The following is a 21211-nucleotide window of genomic DNA, read 5'->3' on the forward strand; positions in this document are numbered from 1 at the left end:
CAGTGACCACTAAGAACCGCGTATGTCGCGGAAAGGAAAAACCATGTGGCAGCAGGTATATGACCCGCTCAATTCCACTATGCTCTCAGCACTAGTAGCGGTAATCCCCATTGTCTTCTTCCTCCTTGGACTAACCATTCTCAAACTCAGCGGTATCAAAGCGGCGATTATTTCTCTCGCACTCGCACTCGGTATCGGAATCTTCGTATTTGGGCTGCCAGTAGGCGCTGGAGCGGGCTCAATCCTTTATGGTTTCTTGGCTGGCCTATGGCCTATCGGCTGGATCGTGCTCATGGCGGTGTGGCTATACCGCATTACAGTGCGTTCCGGTCACTTCGACATTGTTCGCTCCTCTATCTCGGCCATCTCCACTGACCAGCGTATCCAGATGCTGCTGATCGCATTCTGCTTCGGTGGATTTCTCGAAGGCGCGGCAGGGTTCGGTATTCCGATCGCAATTTGTGCGGCTTTGCTGGTCAGCCTCGGGTTTAACCCGCTCAAGGCCGCAATGTTCGCGCTGGTTGCTAACGTTTCATCCGGTGCATACGGTGCTATCGGTATTCCGGTCAGCACCGGCGCCGAGAAAGGCAGTATTCCTCTGGCCGAATTATCGGCAAATATGGTTCCTGTGTTGCAGATTTTTGCGATGCTTATCCCAGTGCTCATGGTCGTTATCCAAGACGGGATACGTGGGTTACGCGAAACCGGCTTGGTGGCTCTGATCGTTGGTGCCGTTTACTCTGGCGGACAATCCCTTCTGCTACTGACCTTGGGAAACCCTGAGCTGGTTGATATTATTCCGCCGCTTCTATCATTGATCGTTTTGGCTCTCATCATGCGCGCATGGCAACCCAAGCATATTTTCCGTGAGCCTACCGCTCCCTCCCTGGAGGAAGTGCAAGCACAAGGCGAGACCAAGCATACCTCCGGTGAAATATTCAAGGCTTGGAGCCCATTCATCTACCTGTCCGTCGCAATTCTGCTCTGGTCTACGGTCCTAAAACCGGTATTCGCTAAAGCAGCTAAAGCAGGGGAGAGCGATGGACCCCTAGGTTTCACTAATATCCTTGTCAATGTTCCTGGTATTCATGGGGCGATCGAGCAGGTGGCTCCTATCGCTAAAAACCCGACCCCTGTGAAAGCCGTTTTCACCTGGAATATTCTGGGAGCCTCGGGTACCGCGATCCTTGTGGCTGTTATTATTACCGTGCTGTTCTCCTCCATCAGCTGGAAGGCCGCTTTCGAAGAGCTGGGCGGTGCTTGGAAACAGCTACAGACGCCCATCATTATGATCTGCCTTGTGATGTCAGTTGCTAACGTGATGAACTATGCGGGTATGATCTCTTCCATCGCACTGGCCGTTGCGACGGTAGGGACGTTCTTCCCCCTCTTCTCGCCGATTATCGGCTGGATCGGTGTGTTTGTGACCGGTTCGGTGGTTAACAACAATATTCTTTTCGCGGGTCTGCAATCGACCACCGCGCACCAGATCAGCGTGAACCCAACCCTGCTGGTGGCATCAAATACCGCCGGCGGTGTGATGGCGAAGATCGTCTCGCCGCAGTCTATCGCTATTGCGGCTGCATCTGTGGAAAGCTCTGGGCAGGAGTCGAAGATCACCTCAATGGCGATCAAGTACAGCGCTATTTTGCTGGTGCTGACCTGCGTGTGGGTATACCTGCTGTCGCTCGTCGTCCACTAGCACATACCCCCGAATGCGCCAGTCTTGTGCCTCGAACGAGGTATGAGCTGGCGTATTCTGTATGTAAGTGGGAGGAGGTTCCTCTTGTTTATCCTTGAGCCTTGGCTGTCTTACGGATTATGACGATGAGATAGTAGAATTGGTGCTTGATTTACCGACTACCTTCGAGAAAGAGGAAATAACAATGTCTACCTTGGCAAGCGTCGTCACGGTCTTCGCATTCGTGTCCATCGCTATTCACGTGTATATCTGGATTCTTGAGACTTTCCTGTGGACTAAACCTCGGGGTCGGAATACCTTCGGTACCACGGAAGAATTTGCCGAAGCCTCCAAAGAAATGGCTGCAAATCAAGGGCTCTACAATCTCATGCTGGCCTGGATTGCAGCAACCGGCCTGTTAGCGTTCTGGGTTGGTGGTCTGCCTCAAGTTGGCATCGCCCTCATGTTTGCCGGTCTAGGCTCGATGGCCGTCGCGGGAATTTATCTCTTCGCGACCTCACCGGATAAGCGTAAACCCGCGCTGATTCAGTGTGTACCGCCAATCCTATCTCTCGTACTGCTTTTCACGATGGTGTCATAACGCAGGGCTTTAAAAAACAAGACCCAACTAGCCACACAGTAGAGGTTTCTGCTTTCGCCTTTCAGTAGGCGGGGCAGGGATCTTTTCGTTTTAACCAAAAACCTTTGTACCTATGAGCTCCGATGCAATTCTCCCTCGGGAGTAAATAAGCCTGATGACCCACGCCGGTGTGAGTCTACTAGGTGCGCATCCACCATACCAATGGCACACATTAAGGCGTAACAGCTGGTTGGACCTAGAAATTTGCCTCCGAGCTTCTTGAATGCTTTCGACATAGCTGCAGAGACATCATTTTGCGTAGGAACCTCCTCAAGAGTTTTCGGAGTAATAGTGCTTTCGGGAAGGAAAGACCAGATAAAAGCGGGTAAACCAGGTTCAACCCATAACCCGTTTGGGAGGTAAAAACCTGCTAATGACTCGTCTCCAGCAGCTGCACGCTCGCGTAGGTCAAGAGTTAGGCGCGCATTTGAGATAGTGGCACGAATCTTGAGGTTATTCCGAATGATACGTTTATCGTGGAGCAATCGCTCAACGTCATCGTCTGTAAACGCTGCAAGCTTTTCAGGAAGAAAGTTGGTAAAGACTTCCCGAAACACTGGCCTTTTGACTAAGACTGTGTACCATGAAAGACCGGCCTGAAATCCTTCGAGGCACACCCGTTCAAGCATCCCGGTTTCATGGGTGATAGGTATGCCCCACTCCTTATCGTAGTAGTCGCGTTCAAGGTCATGACGTACCCAAGCAGGATATTTTCGGTCTGCACTCGTTTCGACTTTGCCAGAAGCGACAGCGTTCGCAGAATTATCTGACGCCATGACTACCTCCTAGTATCGTAAATATGTACTAGTATAGTATATAGAAATTCAGCTGGAAGGCAACTATAGAATATTATTTCGATAAAATAGTCGAGGGCCTAAAAGAGTCGACCCTCGCGAATTTCTGCAGGTTCTTCGAGGTCGAGAAGGAACTGTTTGCGGTCGAGCCCGCCTGCGTAGCCGATGAGCTTGCCATTAGACCCCAAAACGCGATGGCAAGGGATGATGATTGAAATTTTATTGTGCCCAACAGCTTGTCCGACCGCCTGTGCGGGTGCACCTGGCCCCACAGCATGTGAGATGGTTCCGTAGGTTGTGGTGTATCCGTAGGGGACTGAACATAAATATTCCCATACCATGAGCTGAAAATCTGTTCCCTCGGGCGCTAAAGGAATTGTGAAAGTTGTACGTTTGCCGGCGAAATACTCTTGCAGTTCGCGAATGGTGTGCTTAAGGATGCTCGCTGCAGGCGCTGGCTCACTGTTTGCAGCGATTGCCGAGGGGTCTGAAATAAACTCACCGAGCTCGTCTGGTATAGGAAAATGTGTCTGCTCCTCATACCAAAGCCCGGTAAGAGCTTTGGTGCTTGCTGCAAGATAAAGGCGTCCTACTGGGCTGTCGATGAGGCTGTGCCAGCGCTTTGCTGTGTTGTTAATGGGCTCTTGTGATGCTTTAGGTTTCTTCTCGCTCATGACAGCTCCTTTGCGTTTTTACTTCCTTAATCATAAACTCTGCCGCGAAAACATGACGTAGAAAAACTTTACATTGCATATTACTATATAAAAATATGATATGAAATACATAGTTGTTTTTAAATTTTTTAGTTATTTTGGGTAAAATAAAACTTACACACTCACTCTTTCACTCATATAATTCGGGACCCAAAGATGACTTCCTTGACTTACCCGCAAAAAACTGTGGGCGCGCATACCGTACATTCGGTGCCAAACCTAGATTACTGGCGTAATTTAGTTCTTGACTATCTTGATGATAGTGATGACATAAATCTTTATTTCGCTGCGCAAAAACTCAACGTTTTAGCACCTGAAGACCCGGTAGGTTTATATGGACTAGCTTGCGCTCAACGGTATAGAGGGGAACTTAATACCGCATATTTTAATGTTATCCAAGCACGTCGACGCTTGGCATACAATTCAGGGTTTCCCGTAACCTATGAGGAAGCTCTAGAACTTGAAGCAGCTATTGCCGTCGATCTGGGACATATTGCAACTGCGATCGATCGGTATGGGGAACTCATTGACTTGAATCCTCTAGAGCCTAACTACGTATCGGCCCGCGCAAAGTTATTCGATACTGCCGAGAACATGACGGTTAGCGTGCATAAGCGACGGCAGGGACAGAACGATTCCTCTCTGGCTGATGTGCAGACCAGCCTGTTTTTGCGCGCTACTGAGGCACACGCAATCGAGTTTGAAGGTAAGCCTGTTTTTGTCTCTTACGAGGCCGCTCTCGATGCAGCCAAGACGCTGGGGCGCATCCGGGATATTCAGAAGGCGTCGCAAAGTCTCAGAACGCGATATGCCGAATTGCAATCCGCTGTTACCTATGCTCTCCGTAGAAATTTTGTGCGTTACCAATGGTGGCAATTTTGTCTTTACGTTCTGTGCGGAATGACTCTGCCAGGATCGGTCATGAACAATATCGCAAAAGATATTGCAGAAAAGGGTAGCGCTGGAGTTTTCTCTGGAATATTCACGAGTATTATGATGATTTCTATCTTTACGCTTGTGGGACTCTATTTTTTCTACCCCGTAGGGCATAAATACAATGCTCGTCGTGTACGTAAACGTGATGCAAAACTACGTGCAGAGATGCTTGAAGAACCTGAGGGCATCTCTAGTTAACCCTGCGAATCCTGCGATGATAGACTCGTATCCCGTACACTTTCCTGCATATCGTACGCCTTTATCCTACGAAGATGCAAGAAAGTGTACGGGATACTTCTCTGTCTGAAACCAGTGACCTAAAGTCAAGCAGAGCTTTCTAAAACAAGTAATATTAGATATGGTCCCTCTGCGTCGAGGGAAGGCTTCTGGAAAGAAAGACATCAATGACAACCGTTGGCACTCACATTCAAAGTTGTATGGGGTATTTGAGCAGGGAACTCAATCCGGTGATTCTCCGCCAAGTACTCGCTAAAGGTATAGCCCGACCTGAGGTATTGCACAATAACGATTGGAGTATCGTGCTGCGCCTTATGGATGAGAATAAAGGGCGACGCCGTGATCCAAAAGTTTATAAACCTACGGATGTACAGTGTCAATTACGTATGCTGACTGAGCGGCTTGGTTCAGCGGGGTACCCTTTCGACAATGCTAATCGCGAGGTCAGTACATACGCCGCTGAGCTACGTATTTTTCGAAATCGATGGGCACATAATGAAGATTTTGACCGTGACGACGCGGTGCGCATCTACGGTACGACAGCGCGCCTTTTTACTGCTTTGGGCGAGCACACACATGCTTCTCAGCTGGAGCGGGTACGCGATGACCTGCGTGTGAAACTTTTTGGGCTTAAAACTCCGGTTCCGGTAGCACCACAAATTACCGAGGAAGTACGCCAGGCAATCGCTAGAACCGAGATGCGTAAGAGCGATGTACAGGCACCTGTGGGAGCTTTTGCTAAGAGAACAGCCCCGAAGAGAAATGCCGTACCGCAAACGCCCTCGCAAAGACCAATGGCTCCGCAGAGATCCCTAGATTCTGTGACGGTGACTCAAACAACCCCGAAATCTTATCCAGCTTCAGATAAGGAAATACCTAAACAAGAGTCTGAAACCTCTCGCCCAGTTCTTGCGCTTGAGAGTAAACGTTACCCATTCGAACCTTGGCAGACCATACCTATGGGTGAACCTAGCGTTTTTGAAAGCATGCGTAATAAAGCGAATGCGGCGAGTGTACGCTCAACGGCGAGCGAAATTGCTGAATTCGAAGGCCCCATCGAACTTAACCGACTGTGCCGCCTCGTGACTTACTGTTTTGGGCTGGGACGCGCCTATAAGAACCGTCTGAACCAGGTATCACATCAAGTGCGTAATAACTCTGAAGACTTGACAGTTGATGAGCACGGATTTGTATGGCCTGAGAGCATCGACCGCGAAACCTGGGCTGAATTTCGGCCGCATGCAGAAATCTCAGGACGGGCATTTGAAGAGATTAGCCCCGTCGAAATTGCCAATGCCTGGCGATATTTTGACGCAAACCCAGAACTTTTGGATGACGGGCAGGATGTGCAAAGCGCCGTTTTGGCGACTTTCGGGCGTAAGCGCTGCACCGCCGTGGTTAAGAAACATCTGGAACTTGCAAAAACACTTATCTGATCCAACACTGGGGCACAAAGGTACGCAGTCGTAACGTGCAAACCTTACAGAGCCTTCAAAGCGAACTCACTAAACACCACTTCAAGAAAGATTATGGCACTATGCCGAAAATTTTCGATAACCAGCCAGTACGCCGAGGAACACAGGAGCGTAACTCTTTGGCGATGGGTGTGCACAATGTTTTTCGTAAATTCCGTCACCTGGATATTGCCACGGGGTATATCAACCTGAGCGCGTGGGACGAATTCGCACATGAAATTGCCGCAAAACCATATGACGGAGAAGAGCCGGTGGCGCGCATCCTTGTAGGCATGGTTACTCGTTCGACAAGCGAACAGATGCGTCAGTACCAGCAGCGTGAATTACGTGGAGAATGTGCTAAGTCAAAAGTGCTTCGAGAACAGCAACCGCAAATTCGTGATGAGTTAGTGGCTCATTTACGGGAACAACTTATGTCTGGAGCCTCTAGCTCCATCCGTGCACAAGCCCTGCGCACTCTCAAAGAGCAGCTGCGTGAGGGGCGCGTGCAAATCAAGGTTTTCACCTCGGAACCTCTGCACGGTAAGACTTATATAGCCCGTCAACACCTTGACGAGCACGATCATGTTCAGGCTATAGGCTTTGTGGGGTCATCGAACTTTACTCACGCGGGGTTGCATACGAATCGCGAACTCAACATTGATGTGCTCGACAGCAACGGTACCGAAGAGCTTCAAAAATGGTTCAATAAACTCTGGAAGAGCAGATCCTCATATTTGATAAATGATGAAATTATTGACTTGATCGAACAGTCTTGGGCCGTAAAACAACCGAGCCCGTATGACGTATATTTGAAGGTTTGCTACGAGCTTTCTGCAGATATGCGCGAGGGCGGTGAATATACACTCCCTAGTTCACTAGAGAATATCCTTTTGGACTATCAGAAATCAGCAGTAAAGGTCCTGGCACGCCGCATTATGCGCCGTGGCGGCACCATGCTGGGCGATGTGGTGGGTCTAGGAAAAACTCTGACTGCCGTAGCGACCGCCTCGATGCTGCAAAACGCGGAGAATTTTCGCACGCTGGTATTGTGTCCACCCAACCTAGTGCAGATGTGGGAAGAACACCTTGACGCTTATGAAGTCAACGGTAGAGTTATTCCGTACTCGATGGCGCATAAGAAATTACCGGAAACCCGTCGATTCGGTTTGGTGATCTGCGATGAATCCCATAACTTGCGCCACGAAGGTACACTTGCCCACGGTGCTATTCGGGACTATATGCGTGAAAATGATGCGCGCGTACTCCTTCTTACAGCGACCCCTTTCAACCTTTCATTCAGGGACGTTAAGGCTCAGCTTTCCCTCTATATTGATGATGACGATGATTTAGGTATTGCCCCTGTAGAAGCGTTAAAGAAGAACCCCAAAATTTCTGAGTTGGTGGATGGCAAGGTAACGACTCTACGTGCCTTTGAGCTCTCTGAGGAGGTAGAGGATTGGCGCCGCCTTATGAGCGACCATCTGGTACGCCGCACCCGTTCTTACGCACGCCGTAGTGCGCCTGTAGAAATGTATAAAATGCCTGATGGGCGCATAATTGAACGTTCTTATGTGCTCTTGAGCGACGGCAGGAAATTCTATTATCCTGATCGGGTATCAAAGGCAATCAGCCACGACTTTGCTGCAGATGATCCGGCGCGGCTTATGGAGAGCGAACAAACGCTTGACGACATTAAAAATTTGAATCTGCCTCGGTATAACATCTCTGCCTTTGACGACCCTTCACATGCACACGATAAGAATGACCTCGAAATTATCGAGAATGCGAAGTCTGGTCGAGGTAATGTTCGTGGCTTCGTGCAGGCAGGTTTGTACAAACGCCTAAGTTCTTCGGGCGATGCTTTTATCAAGTCCCTCAAGCGTCAGTTACGCCGCAATGAATTATGGTTGTATGCGATTGAGAATAAGCTGCCAGTACCTACGGGAAGCTACTCTGAGAAACAACTGGGTACAACCGGGGACGGTGATTTTGACACCTTCTACGGCAGCGATTCCGCACGCAGCGACAACCAAAATGTCTCAAATGCGGCGGCATACGAATCTTTACGGCAAAACGCCCCGGCACAGCTGCGCTGGGTAAATTCAACAATTTTTCGCAATACCTTACGCCAACAGTTAGAACACGATAACGATATTCTGCGTTCTATGCTGGCACGCTTTGGGCGTTGGACGGTTCAGCGTGATTCTAAGCTGAAAGCTCTCAAAGATCTGATTGAGAATACTCATGCGGGCGATAAAGTTCTCGTATTCACCGAGTACAAGGACACCGCACATTACGTTGCTCAAGGTTTACGAGAGTTGGGCGTTGAACGTGTGGCGGCGGTCTCGGGCGATTCTGAGAACCCTACAGATTTAGCGCGTCGTTTTTCACCCGAGTCAAACCGGCTTCCGGGAGAAGAACAAGAGCACTCATTGGCCCCTGAAGATGAGCTTAACGTATTGATTGCTACCGATGTTCTATCTGAGGGCCAAAACCTCCAAGACAGCCATGTGGTGGTGAATTACGACCTTCCGTGGGCGATTATTCGTCTGATTCAGCGTGCCGGGCGTGTAGATCGTGTGGGGCAGACCTCCGATATTGTGAATGTGTACCTGATTTCACATGAGAATGTTGAAGAAACGTTGAACCTGCGCTCGCGCATTAAAGCGCGTTTGGACTCTTCTGCTCTGGCGTTTGGATCTGACGAGAAATTTTTCGACTCGGAACTCAGCAACGAAGCCGAAACACGGATTCTGCAAGATTTCTATGCCGGTCGAGTGGAAGACCCTGAAGAAGACGATCCTTTTGCAGATGCGGTCTCCGAGGCTGGGCTGGTATGGTTCGACCTGCTGAAAAAAGACCCTGGTAAAGCATCTGAGATTGCCAATGCGCAGGATAAACTTATGGCAACACGAGCGGTTCGGGCTGGTGACGTTAATGCCTCATTCGTGAACTACGTGGCGACCGCATCCGGCGTCGATCTATTTACAGTACTTCGCGAAGACCCTGCTACGGCTGAAATCAAACCCGCTTTGGTAAGTGCGGCGGAAGCCCTAAGGCTTTTCTACGCTGAACCTAGCACTCCCACTGCAGAACCTTTAGACAACGGGTGGGATATGCAGCGACAACTTACCGAGTTTTCGTTTACTCAGGATGCTATCTCGAACGGCAATTTGAAGGGTACCCGTAAACGCTTATTCCAGCGTTTTCATGATAGAACAAATACCCGCTCTCTACTGCACAATAATACGGCGGCTGAGCAGCTTCTTGACAGGATCTTTCACTATCCGCTCCAGCGCGATGCCGAAATTTCACTACGCCGAGCTATGCGCCATCTGAACAATGAGGAACTGTTGGCTGAGCTTAAACGTATGGATGATTCCGGCAAGCTTGTGCTGTCATCTTTGGCTGAAGATGATGTACGCGTAGTCTGTTCATTGGGCATTGCACCTAGGGGGTTCGAGCACTAGAGCATTCGTAACTATAAATATCTAAACCAGTAACGCAAGATCACTCAACATATGCATAACTGAATACGTGCATAACTGAATATGAGAGGAAAGCCGGTGGCTTTTACTGATGAGCGCGATGAGGCGCTTGAACTGCTCAAAACAGGCGAAATTGAGCCCCTTTTTGAGATTTTGGGATGGGACGAACCGACCCATGCTGACCTTACCTACGATAACGGCTCTGCAGTTTTTACTGTGCGAAATATTGCCGAACTCAAGGGCGTGCGCGTGTGGTTGTGCCGCAGCGAAACCTTGCCTAGTAACGAGGATCAGTTAGGTATTGACCGTGAACTGGCGAAAACGAATACGCATCGGTTATGCGTGTATGTCAGCAAAAGCGGGCATCAAATGTGGCGCTGGCCGTCAGCATCTTCTAGCCGTCTGACCCGTCACGAATATACGCCTGGCAACAGCAAAGATGAAGGGGGACTGTTAAGCCGCCTTGCCCTGCTGTACCTGGAACAGGAAGACTTTGAGAATCTGACGGTTTTGCGCGTGCTCGACCGCATACGCAAGGGGTTCGATATTGAGTCTAGGAATGAGAGCCGGGTGGCATCTAAGCAGATGGCACGCCTCTTCGGAGCGCTAAAGAAAGCGAGCATGGCGGAGACCGACATCTCGCAGACCATGGCTCGGCTGCTTTTCGTGATGTTCGGTGACGACACCAATATGTGGGGTGAAGGCGCAGGTGCCTCCTTCGAGCGGTATCTGAACCGGTATACAAACCCTGACGGCAGTGATATCGCCGAAAAATTAGGCGCACTCTTCGAGCATTTGGATAAGAAACCCGAAGCCGGTCAGAGTGCCGCCACCGCCAGCTATGAGCTGCGGGGTTTTGCCTATGTTAATGGTGGTATTTTTGCCAACCCCGTCACTATTCCCGCTTCTGTGGGTAAAGAATTTCGAGACGGGCTCTTGGAAGCCTCGGCGACGGATTGGTCGAAGGTTTCTCCCGCTATCTTCGGGTCGATGTTCCAGTCGGTGCGTGATGCTGAAACCCGCCGTGCGATGGGGGAGCACTACACTTCGGAAGAAGACGTTCTTAAAACTTTGGACCCACTGTTTTTGGACGATCTGCGGAACGAGTACCAGAACTCTTTGGGCAAATCTGATGAGGGTAAGCGTTTACGGAACCTGCGCGAGCGACTGGCGAATATCCGTTTTATGGATCCTGCCTGCGGATGTGGTAATTTCATCATTATTGCCTATCGTGAGCTGCGCAAGCTTGAGATTGATGTGATGCTTCGCCTTCGCGATTTAGGTGTGCTTAACGCGGATGCGTTTGTCCTGGGGGAGAGCGCGGTCAGCGAAAAACGCTTAGCACGGTTAAATTCGGTGGAGCCTTTAGTGACTATCGATTCGTTCTACGGGATTGAGATCGATCCATGGCCCGCCGCCATTGCGCGCACCGCCATGTTCCTGGTGGAGCGCCAGATTGACCAGAAGATGAGCGACGAATTGGGGTACGCACCGGTAAGGTTACCGCTGCGGCAGAGTGCGCATATTTATGAGGGTGATGCGCTGCGCACCGACTGGCGGCAGGTTCTTCCGGTTACGCCGGAAGATACCGCGCGAGGCGTGGTGACCTATATTGCCGGTAATCCGCCATTCAGCGGTCAAGGAAAGAAAGATCCGGAGCAGACTGAATCGCTGAAGATTGCCTGGGGAACCGACTATACCGGGTACCTTGATTTCGCAACGGGCTGGTACCGCAAGGCCTCACGGTTCTTCGCACCGGAGTCTGGAACAGGATACGCTGAAGTACCGGGGGAATTTGCTTTTGTGTCCACCAACTCGATTACGCAGGGACAGCCCGTTCCCGATCTGTTTGTGCCGTTATTCCGTGATGGATGGAAGATCCGTTTTGCGTACCGTACCTTCCCGTGGCAGTCGGAGGCGAGCGGTAAGGCTGCGGTGCATTGCGTGATTATTGGCTTTGCCCGGAGTATTCCGGGCGAGGATTTTAAAAAACGGCAGAGGATCTTTGAATACTCGTGGCAGACCAAAACTACGGAAGAGCTGACGGTAAAAACAGGAATTAACGCGTATCTGCTAGATGCAGGAGAAGTCCTAATTAAAAAACGGATGCAGCCATTGTCAAAATCCTTGAATAAAATCTTTGGAGGAAGTAAACCGACTGATAACGGTAATTTGGTATTAAATGAAGAGACTTACTCTCTGGCTGTGGAAGATCCTATAGCTCGAAAGTTTGTTCATCCATTCAGAATGGGAGAAGAATTAGTTAAGGGTATTGAACGGTGGTGTTTATGGCTGGAAGGAGTGTCAGAAGAAGAAATTAGAAATAGTAATTTCTTATTCCAGCAGATTTTAAAAGTTCGAGAATTCCGTCTGGGTAGTAAAAAGTTAGCTACACGTAAAAAGGCTGAAAGTCCACATCTATTTGACGAACGACGGCAACCTAAAACTGATTATTTAGCTGTACCTGTTGTAGTTTCAGAGAATCGACCTTACTTCACTGCTGCTTTATTGAGCTCTGATGTGATTGCAGGTAATAAACTTTTCACCGCCTCCGATCCTGATGGATTTCTCTTCTCTATTATTAGCTCGTCCATGTTTATAGCTTGGCAGAGAGCGATAGGTGGGCGTTTGGAATCGCGTCTAAGTTTTTCAAATACTATCGTCTGGAATACTCTTCCCCTCCCACCCGTTCCAGAGGATCTCCGCGCTCGTATCATCGCTGCCGGGAAGAAAATCCTCGCCGCACGCGAAGCGATTGAAGAGCGAGCGGGGGAGCGCATCGGCTTGGATAAAATGTACGCTTCACTCGAAGACATGGATCCTGCGCTGCGCAAGGCTCACGAGGACTTGGACTCGGTGGTTGACGTCGCCTTCGGTGCATCCCGCCGCTGCGCCTCCAACGAGCAGCGCATCGGTATCCTCATCGATCGTTACCTCGAACTCACGGGTGCTGCTCCGAGCATGCCACCGGTGACCGAGCCTCCCGTATCCACTCCGCCGCTTGCGGCGTAACCGGTGCGTATCCCGTACACCTTCCTGCATATCGTACGCTTTTACCCTACGAAGATGCAGGAAGTGTACGGGATATTTCTATCCTTCTAGGCGTATCACCTAATCATCTGAGACGCTGACTGATTTTTCGATAGGTTTGATACCCTAGACATGCGCAGTGCTGAAGGGAGTGCGTAGATGCCCATACGTTTTTCTAGCGAGCAGGAAGCCAGAGACTATTCTCAGAGCGTGCCGGTTCTTCGGCTTTCCACAGTGCGCGTGAGTATCAGTCCTGATGCTCGTAAACATAAACGGTTATTTTTTGCCCCGGTTTATTATATAGATATACAGTTTGAGACCAGCCAAGAGACCGTTGTTATTGGTGGGTATGAGTTCCATGACCGTGCGTTGACCATGTTAGACACTGATCCTGATCACGTGCTTATTGGCGATAATGGGCCACCTTTTCTGATGGGCGGTGGTTTCCCAGGTGTGTATGCAGGAGAACTCAGAGATGCATATCATGTCTCAGAAGATTATTTAGCTTTAACCAGCGCAGATTGTGAACGTATTATCGCGACCGTTGCCCCAAACGAAATTCCTATGCTTCGTACTTGGATGGCTAGATTTGTCTCTTAAAATCCGAACGGTATACCTTATATCCGGTGGCTTAACTACTCGACAGCATAGTTTGTGAATGTATAGGGGACTTTGCTTCCCAAATTGCCAGCGTCTAGGATAATCATCAATATCAAGTGCGATGGTGCCGGAGTTGAACTCTTTTACGATTTCAGGTGCACTATGTGATGACGTGAAAACCTTATTGGAGGGGTCTGTTATGGAATCGATGCGCCAGATGATGACGGTGCTCCAGCGCGCGATTCCTGATGCGGGCGTGTGGTGGCCAGCCGAGACGAAGTTCGAGATCTTGGCAGGCGCAGTATTGGTGCAAAATACCACGTGGACGAACACCGAAACCGCATTGGCAAACTTGCGTACCCTTGACCTTCTCAATCCTGAAACACTCGCTGCAGCTGATTCGGCTGTGGTGCAAGAAGCGATCCGACCTTCAGGATATTGGCGCACTAAAACCGTCTATCTGCAAACCGTCACCGATTGGTTCCTCACTACTGATACCCTTGCTGAATCCATGGGTGATGCACAGTTGAGAGCATCGCTGCTCGGGGTGAAGGGCGTAGGTGAGGAAACCGCTGACGATATTTTGCTGTATGCCTACCACCGAGGTGTGTTTATTTACGATGCTTATGCGTGCAGGCTTCTCGCAGCGGCTGGATGGGGAGATTACACCACCTATGCGCAAGCACGTAAAGCGTGTGATGAACGCATTCGTTCTGAAGCATTGAGTGTTGAAGAGTACGGGCTGTTACATGGGCTAATCGTCCAAGCAGGAAAAGCAGCCCGAACCGCCGGAGGATGGCAAACCTATTGGCCTGCCATTGTTGGTAACTAGGGTTGTTCTCATGCCTGATATAGACACGTGCTGTAATTACCCCGTACATTTTCCGGCAATTTCGTAGGGTAGAAGCGTACGATATGCGGCGAAATGTACGGGATACAGTAAAAATATAAAACCCGCACTCTTTGGCATATCTCGAACAGCGGTTCTGTGCGTTTTACTCAAAAGAGTGCGGGCTTTATGTACGAAGAAAATTCTTAGGAAGTCGGCACGTCCTCATCCACCCAGTCGAGGGTACGTGCCACGGCTTTCTTCCAGAGGCGGTACTGGCGGTCTACCTCGGACTGCTCCATGGCAGGCAGCCACCGCTTATCCTCAGCCCAGTTTTCGACAACGTCTTTCTCGCCGTCCCAGAAACCGACCGCAATACCAGCTGCGTAGGCGGCACCCAACGCAGTAGTCTCAATAACCTTCGGACGGATCACCGGAACCCCCAGAATATCTGCCTGGAACTGCATCAGGAACTCGTTTGCGGTCATACCGCCATCCACACGCAGCTCGGAAAGCTTCACACCGGAATCGGCGTTCATCGCGTCCAACACCTCGCGGGTCTGGAAAGCGGTTGCCTCCAACGCCGCGCGCACAATATGCGCCTTGTTTACATAGCGGGTTAAGCCCACGATCACGCCGCGCGCATCTGAACGCCAGTGCGGTGCAAACAGGCCCGAGAATGCAGGAACCACATAGCAGCCACCCGAATCCTCAACCGAGGTTGCTAGTGCTTCGGAATCAGAGGCGTTGGTGAGCATGCCCAGGTTATCGCGGAGCCACTGAATTAGCGAACCGCTCATCGCGACCGAACCCTCTAAGGCATAAACGGGGTCAGCGTCCCCAATCTTATACGCCACAGTCGTAAGAAGGCCGTTATCTGAGAAAACGGGCTCATGTCCGGTGTTCATCAGCATGAAGTTACCGGTGCCGTAGGTGTTTTTCGCCATGCCCTTCTCAAAGCAAGCCTGCCCGAAGGTTGCCGCCTGCTGATCGCCCAGAATACCGGCAATGGGTGTGCCGCGCATCAGACCGGTGGGGCGACCATAGCCGTAGACCTCAGATGAAGACTTGATTTCGGGGAGCATACTCATGGGAATACCCATATCGGCAGCGATCTGCGGATCCCACTCAAGAGTGCGAATGTTCATGAGCAACGTGCGGGATGCATTCGTCACGTCGGTTACATGTACGCCGCCATCAACGCCGCCGGTCAGGTTCCACACCACCCAGCTGTCGGTGTTGCCGAAAAGCAGATCACCGCGTTCGGCACGCTCACGGGCTCCGGGAACATTATCGAGAATCCACTTAATCTTGGGTCCTGAGAAGTAGGTTGAAAGATTCAGGCCCACAACATCGTGGTACTTACCCACACCGTCATCGCCAGCGAGCTCATCAACAACGTCTTGGGTGCGGGTGTCCTGCCAGACAATTGCGTTATAAACCGGCTCACCAGTGTTCTTATCCCACACCACCGTGGTCTCACGCTGATTGGTGATACCCACAGCGGCAATCTCGTGATGGTTTACCTCACCGTTTGCCATCGCCATTGCAACGGCTTTACGCACGTTATCCCAAATCTCAGCGGGGTTGTGCTCAACCCAGCCTGCCTTGGGGAAAATCTGCTCGTGCTCAAGCTGACCCACAGAAACGATCTTGCCAGCCTTATCGAAAAGGATAGCCCGGGAGCTGGTGGTGCCCTGGTCGATAGACATAATGTATTTACGTTCAACATCCAAAGTTGCCGAATGCAAGGAAGTAGTCATGAGTAACCTCACTTAAATGGTTGGGGGGGGGGCGCATGACCGCGCCATAACAAGGAATAATGGGTGATGCCCATTCACCAAAATATCTTTAAACCGTGTGATGATGGTTTCTAGAATCCCAAGACTGCAGGCACAATCAAACCGGCCAATACGCCACCGATGATGGGGCCCAGAATCGGAACCCAAGAATACGCCCAATTCGAGCCGCCCTTACCGCGAATAGGCAGAACAGCATGGGCCATACGAGGGCCAAGATCACGCGCAGGGTTAATAGCGTACCCGGTAGGTCCACCTAGACTCATGCCGACAGCTACTACAATAAGTGCCACGGCCAGTGGACCCAAGCCGGAGGGAGTCTGTCCGGAGGCAACAACCCAGCCAACAAGTACGAATGTACCCAGAATCTCCGTCACCAGGTTCCAACCATAAGACTTGATTGCGGGGCCGGTTGCAAAGATACCCAGACGATTACCGGGCTCTTCATCAAAGTGCTTCTTATAGGCTAAGAACGCGGCAACAGCACCTAGGAAAGCCCCAAGAATCTGCGCCACAATATAGATCGCAATGTTTTCCGGAGTTGCTGGAACACCCTTGGTCAAATCTTTACCAGCCGCCGCTAAACCAAGGGTAACCGCTGGGTTAAGATGCGCACCCGAAGGCCCGGAAAGATAAACAGCCGCAAAAACCGCAAACCCCCAAGCAAAAGTAATGACAACCCATCCGGCGTCCTTCGCATACGATTTGGGGAGTGAGACACCGGCGACCACGCCAGCGCCCAGAAGAATCAGAATGAACGTTCCAAAGAGCTCGGAAGCAAAAAGCCCAAGATGGGTAGCAACACCATTATCTCCCACCAGCAGGCTTACCGCCTGTACGGGAATGTTTGCAGCCAAGAGAGACATATTTTTCCTTTCGTCGCCGTACAAGACATCCGCCCTAGGGCACGTTACCGGGTAGCCCGGTCGCGCCATTGCGGATGCGCCATGACGGTGCGTTTGTGAGGTGGAGGAATCCCACGGAATACAACATATCGTAGGATTCCAAAAATTATGGGTGGTGTGCCTGCTGGAAAAATACTAAATCAAACAGGCATACCATGCAGGATACGGCAACGATAAATGCCGTATCCTGCGGCAGTATTGAGCGAAACTCTGAGCTTCGCACAAGTTTTAGTGGTGCTGCACGTTGAGCTTCCTGCGGGGAGCCACCGGGTCTACAGCCACAATCTTGGCAGACGCCTCAGCATCGGTAGAAGTGGACTCTGCCTCGCGAATAGCTTTTACCCGTTCGGTGTAGAGCGCAAGTTCGCGCGCGACCTTCGCATCATCCCAGTTGAGCTCGGATCGCATAATCTCAAGGATTTCGGGGGCAGCAGCCAACCCGCGATCACGTTGTTCGAGGTCAAGACGCACGCGGCGAACCAGTACATCCTCGAGGTGCAGGGCGCCTTCGTAGCGAACAGCGAATACAACGTCGGCGCGTAAGAACTGCGGTGCATGTTTAAGAGGTTTGCCAAGATCCGGATCAGCATCAATAAGCGCACCAAGATCTTCAATCTGCGCGCCATAGCGTTCCAGAAGATGGGTAATACGGTCTTCATCCCAACCATAGCGTTGCGCGTAACGGTCACGGCCCGCCTCAATAGCGCGATATCCCTCGGCACCCACCAGCGCGATAGTCTCTGTCACTGACGGACGTTCCTGTGCACGATCACCGAGTGCAAAATCAACCGCATCCGCCGCCATTACGCGGTAGGTAGTCAGCTTGCCGCCAGCAATGGCACTCATACCGGGGGCAACCTCCGTGACAGTATGCTCACGAGACACCTTGGTGGACTGTGCGCTATCACCCTTAACCTTCGGCTGCAAGAGGGGGCGCAGCCCCGAATAGGTACCGATGATGTCGTCGTGGGTCAGTGGATTAGCAATCAGCTTATTCGCCTGCTCCAGCACATAATCAATATCCTGACGCGTTGCTACAGGGCGCTCGCGATCCTCGGTATATGGGGTATCGGTCGTACCAATAATCCAGTAGCGCTGCCACGGGATAATGAAAAGCACTGATTTTTCGGTCTTCGTGAAAATACCGCTGGTAGCGTGGATGCGATCACGCGGCACCACAATATGAATACCCTTAGAAGCGAGCACTTCAAGGCCAGCATCCGGGTTAGCCAGAGATTCGGATTCTTCGGTCCAGACCCCGGTGGCATTAATAATATGCTTAGCTTTGACTGTGAGTTCCTGCCCGCTTTCAAGATCGACCAGTCGCGCGCCCACTACCTTACCGGAGGCATCTTTATCGATGCCTACCACTTGGGTGCGTGAGGCAGCCAGGGCACCATAACCGCTGGCGGTGCGAACAACATCAACCACCAAGCGGGCATCATCTACACGGGCATCGTAGAACTGAATAGCACCGGTAAAAGCGGAGTCTTTGATATCTGGGAAGACTGTTTTGGTGCCCTTTTTTGTAAAATGACGCTGCGAAGGAACTCCCTTTTTACCACGCGAACCAATATATGCGAGAGCATCGTACATGCCAATACCGATAGCGGAATAGGAGCGCTCAATGACCGGCGTCTTCAATGGCCACAAAAAGGGCTGCGCGTGCACAAGATGAGGTGCAATTTTTTCGAGCAACAGACCGCGTTCCTTGAGAGCCTCGGTTACGAGTTTGAAATCTAGGTTATAGAGGTAACGTAGGCCACCGTGAATAAGTTTTGAGGACCAAGCGCTGGTGCCCGCAGCCCAGTCCCCGGCCTCCACAATACCTGTGCGTAGGCCGCGAGTCGCCGCATCAAGGGCAATACCGGCACCAGTAATGCCGCCGCCAATTACCAGAACATCAAGTTCAGTACCGCTGCTCATCTCAGCTAGGGCACGTGCACGGGATTCTGTTGTTAGGTGCGAGAGTTGCGCAAATTGTTGAGAGCTCATAGGTATCTTTCTTCTTGTGAGTATGGAGGCCGGACTACATGCCGAACCGAGGACGTATTGCTCTCAAGTAAAACTTAGTGGTGAAATAATTACCAAGTGGAGTGAACGGATTTTCACTTAAGGTTAGGAACGAATGAACGAACGACTCAGCCAAACCTATGAGGTCGCGCAGCTGTATTACATCCAAAATCTCACAATGGATACTATTGCATCCCGCCTAGGAGTTTCACGCGCAACTATCTCGCGTTTACTCAAAAATGCGCGCGAGACAGGCATGGTGCAGATTCGCCTCGACGACTCGTATAGAACCCGACATGAGCTCGAAAAACGGTTGGGGGAGCGGTACAAAGTTCGCGTTACTCTTGTGAATACCAAGCAGGACGCTACCCCAATCGCTAGGATGAGCCAGGTTGCGCGTTCTGCCGCGCAAATTCTTGATTCGCTAGTCGATAACGGCACAAGCATCGGGGTGGCCTGGGGCGCAACTCTCACAGAGGTTTCGCGGCATCTACCTAAACGACCACTAGAGGGAGTGAGCGTGGTGCAATTAAATGGGGCAGGGAATGCGCATCATTCTGGAATACCATATTTAGGCACGCTACTGGGACGCATGGTAAGCGCTTACGATGCTTATATGATTCATTTTCCGGTGCCCGCATTCTTTGACTTTGCCGATACCAAAGCTGCGATGTGGCGCGAGCGGAGCATCCAGGCAACACTGCAGGTACAAAGCCGGGTTGATGTAGCAGTTTTCGGTATTGGCGCTTTCGGAGGGGCTATTCCCTCTCATGTGTACTCGGGTGGGTACTTTGATGTGACAGAACAGCGCTTATTGCGTGAGCAGGGAGTGGTCGGCGATATCTGTACGGTGCTTCTGCGGGAGGACGGAAGCTGGAATGACCTTGAGATTAACCGCCGAGCATCCGGCCCCAGTCCTCAAGAGCTTTCCCGCATTCCTCGTCGTATATGCGTAGCCTCCGGAACGCACCGTGCGGCAGCGCTAAGAGGAGCGCTGCGTACGGGCGCTATTACAGACCTAGTGCTCGACGAAAAACTCGCCCGAGCCGTGATGGAGAAATAGTGTTTAGGTTTCTTGTTATGAGCCGAATGCTTCTTTAACGGCATGCTGAAGCGCATCACGAACCATCACTAGAGCCGGATTCTTCGCGGACTCTGTGCGCACTGCGGTAAAGATCTTGCGTGAAGGCTTACCCGGAAGATCTACTGTGCGAATACCCTTTGTGTTAGATAGGCTTGAGAGTACGAATCCTGGCACTATAGTGGTTGCGCATCCTGAACGCACCAAGTTTGCATTAGTGATCATGTCGTTTGCGCTGTACCGAATATCTGGTTCGAACCCTACAGTGCGGCACTGATTGATAGCCCATTGGCGCGATGTATTCTGCTCCATCTCAAGAACCCAAGGCAATTCATTGGCTTCTTTGAGAGATTTGATGCTGGAATCTTCGGGAACGATAAGACTCAGGGGATCCTCTACCAAAAGCTCAGAGTGCAGGTCTGGATACTCCGGGATAGGGTGGTGCGGATAGGCTTCTGAAAGAACCATGTCGTACTCGCGGCTTCGAGTGAGTGAAGTTCCCGTCTCTGGGTCGATTTGTAGAACGTGCAGAACTAGACGCGGTGCATGTTCTTCGAGGTATTTGATAGCGCGGGGCAGAAGCGCAAAGGAAGCGGATTGGAAGATCGCCAAGCGCACGGTTCCTGCTGGTTCTCCCGCAAGGTTTGCTACTGCTGTCTGCATGCGGTCTATCTCGCGCAGTATAGTACGAGCACTATCGACCATGACAAGACCGGCGTTTGTGAGCTGAACGCGCCGCCCAACACGTTGTAATAATGCTGTACCTGTATCTTTTTCGAGGTTTGCAATTTGCTGTGACACAGCAGATGGGGTCAAGCTGAGAGCATCCGCAGCAGCGATAATGGTGCCGCGTTCGTGAATCTCCAGAAGCATTTGCATACGCCGGATATCAGATACAGACATAAAGTCTCCTTAAATTAGCGCGGTCGTGGTTGGTTTAGTGGAATAAGGGTGCGCTGTTCGCATAGGTCTTGTTGCCCCTCTTGTGGAGTACTAGGCTGCCTGATG

At 51.0% G+C, this 21211-nt stretch carries 15 protein-coding genes; 9 read left to right on the plus strand and 6 right to left on the minus strand.

From position 1 onward, the window contains the following. Window positions 1-43: 43 nt before the first annotated feature. Both HMPREF2625_RS06940 and HMPREF2625_RS06945 read left to right on the plus strand, forming a co-directional pair. The gene (locus tag HMPREF2625_RS06940; RefSeq protein ID WP_070523367.1) at window positions 44-1702 is read left to right on the plus strand and encodes an L-lactate permease; all 1659 of its coding nucleotides are present in this window, start codon (window positions 44-46) and stop codon (window positions 1700-1702) included. Window positions 1703-1886: 184 nt separating this feature from the next. Next, window positions 1887-2282, plus strand: a complete 396-nt coding sequence (locus tag HMPREF2625_RS06945) for a DUF1304 domain-containing protein (RefSeq protein WP_013398811.1) — start codon at window positions 1887-1889, stop codon at window positions 2280-2282. Window positions 2283-2392: 110 nt separating this feature from the next. On the opposite strand, the gene HMPREF2625_RS06950 is transcribed toward HMPREF2625_RS06945, so the two are convergent. Continuing rightward, window positions 2393-3097 carry a DNA-3-methyladenine glycosylase I gene (locus HMPREF2625_RS06950; protein ID WP_070523371.1) on the minus strand — a complete coding sequence of 235 codons (705 nt, stop codon included), beginning with the start codon at window positions 3095-3097 and terminating at the stop codon, window positions 2393-2395. A 98-nt stretch (window positions 3098-3195) separates the two neighbouring features. Beyond that, window positions 3196-3789: a methylated-DNA--[protein]-cysteine S-methyltransferase gene (locus HMPREF2625_RS06955; protein WP_070523374.1), complete on the minus strand. Its 594-nt coding sequence runs from the start codon at window positions 3787-3789 to the stop codon at window positions 3196-3198. A 195-nt stretch (window positions 3790-3984) separates the two neighbouring features. Between HMPREF2625_RS06955 and HMPREF2625_RS06960 the strand changes: the two genes are divergently transcribed. From HMPREF2625_RS06960 to HMPREF2625_RS06985, 6 genes are all read left to right on the plus strand, one after another. After that, the gene (locus HMPREF2625_RS06960) at window positions 3985-4962 is read left to right on the plus strand and encodes a tetratricopeptide repeat protein (protein WP_070523377.1); all 978 of its coding nucleotides are present in this window, start codon (window positions 3985-3987) and stop codon (window positions 4960-4962) included. A gap of 239 nt (window positions 4963-5201) precedes the next feature. After that, a complete protein-coding gene (locus tag HMPREF2625_RS06965) occupies window positions 5202-6437 on the plus strand; it encodes a Swt1 family HEPN domain-containing protein (protein ID WP_141745426.1) in 1236 nt (411 codons plus the stop codon). Between the two features lie 101 nt (window positions 6438-6538). After that, a complete protein-coding gene (locus HMPREF2625_RS06970) occupies window positions 6539-9928 on the plus strand; it encodes a helicase-related protein (protein WP_070523383.1) in 3390 nt (1129 codons plus the stop codon). Window positions 9929-10024: 96 nt separating this feature from the next. After that, complete coding sequence (locus HMPREF2625_RS06975; RefSeq protein WP_083295642.1) at window positions 10025-12958, plus strand: class I SAM-dependent DNA methyltransferase; 2934 nt, start codon at window positions 10025-10027, stop codon at window positions 12956-12958. 177 nt (window positions 12959-13135) lie between these two features. After that, entirely contained in the window at window positions 13136-13576 is a 441-nt protein-coding gene (locus tag HMPREF2625_RS06980) for a hypothetical protein (protein ID WP_070523390.1), read from the plus strand. Window positions 13577-13775: 199 nt separating this feature from the next. After that, on the plus strand, window positions 13776-14408 hold the full coding sequence (locus tag HMPREF2625_RS06985) for an endonuclease III domain-containing protein (RefSeq protein ID WP_070523393.1): 633 nt from the start codon (window positions 13776-13778) through the stop codon (window positions 14406-14408). A 203-nt stretch (window positions 14409-14611) separates the two neighbouring features. Here HMPREF2625_RS06985 and glpK read toward each other — a convergent pair whose 3' ends face one another. The 3 genes from glpK to HMPREF2625_RS07000 form a co-directional block, all read right to left on the minus strand. Next, complete coding sequence (glpK, locus tag HMPREF2625_RS06990; RefSeq protein ID WP_070523395.1) at window positions 14612-16168, minus strand: glycerol kinase GlpK; 1557 nt, start codon at window positions 16166-16168, stop codon at window positions 14612-14614. Between the two features lie 110 nt (window positions 16169-16278). Then, the gene (locus HMPREF2625_RS06995) at window positions 16279-17070 is read right to left on the minus strand and encodes an MIP/aquaporin family protein (RefSeq protein ID WP_070523397.1); all 792 of its coding nucleotides are present in this window, start codon (window positions 17068-17070) and stop codon (window positions 16279-16281) included. A gap of 267 nt (window positions 17071-17337) precedes the next feature. Then, the gene (locus HMPREF2625_RS07000; protein ID WP_070523400.1) at window positions 17338-19104 is read right to left on the minus strand and encodes a glycerol-3-phosphate dehydrogenase/oxidase; all 1767 of its coding nucleotides are present in this window, start codon (window positions 19102-19104) and stop codon (window positions 17338-17340) included. A 133-nt stretch (window positions 19105-19237) separates the two neighbouring features. Here HMPREF2625_RS07000 and HMPREF2625_RS07005 point away from each other — a divergent pair, with 133 nt between their 5' ends. Continuing rightward, entirely contained in the window at window positions 19238-20185 is a 948-nt protein-coding gene (locus HMPREF2625_RS07005) for a sugar-binding transcriptional regulator (RefSeq protein WP_048777744.1), read from the plus strand. 15 nt (window positions 20186-20200) lie between these two features. Here HMPREF2625_RS07005 and HMPREF2625_RS07010 read toward each other — a convergent pair whose 3' ends face one another. Continuing rightward, window positions 20201-21106, minus strand: coding sequence for a LysR family transcriptional regulator (locus HMPREF2625_RS07010; protein WP_070523404.1), 906 nt, complete (start codon window positions 21104-21106; stop codon window positions 20201-20203). Window positions 21107-21211 lie beyond the last annotated feature (105 nt).

The sequence above is a fragment of the Rothia sp. HMSC064D08 genome, from assembly GCF_001809525.1.
Classification (GTDB): domain Bacteria; phylum Actinomycetota; class Actinomycetes; order Actinomycetales; family Micrococcaceae; genus Rothia; species Rothia dentocariosa.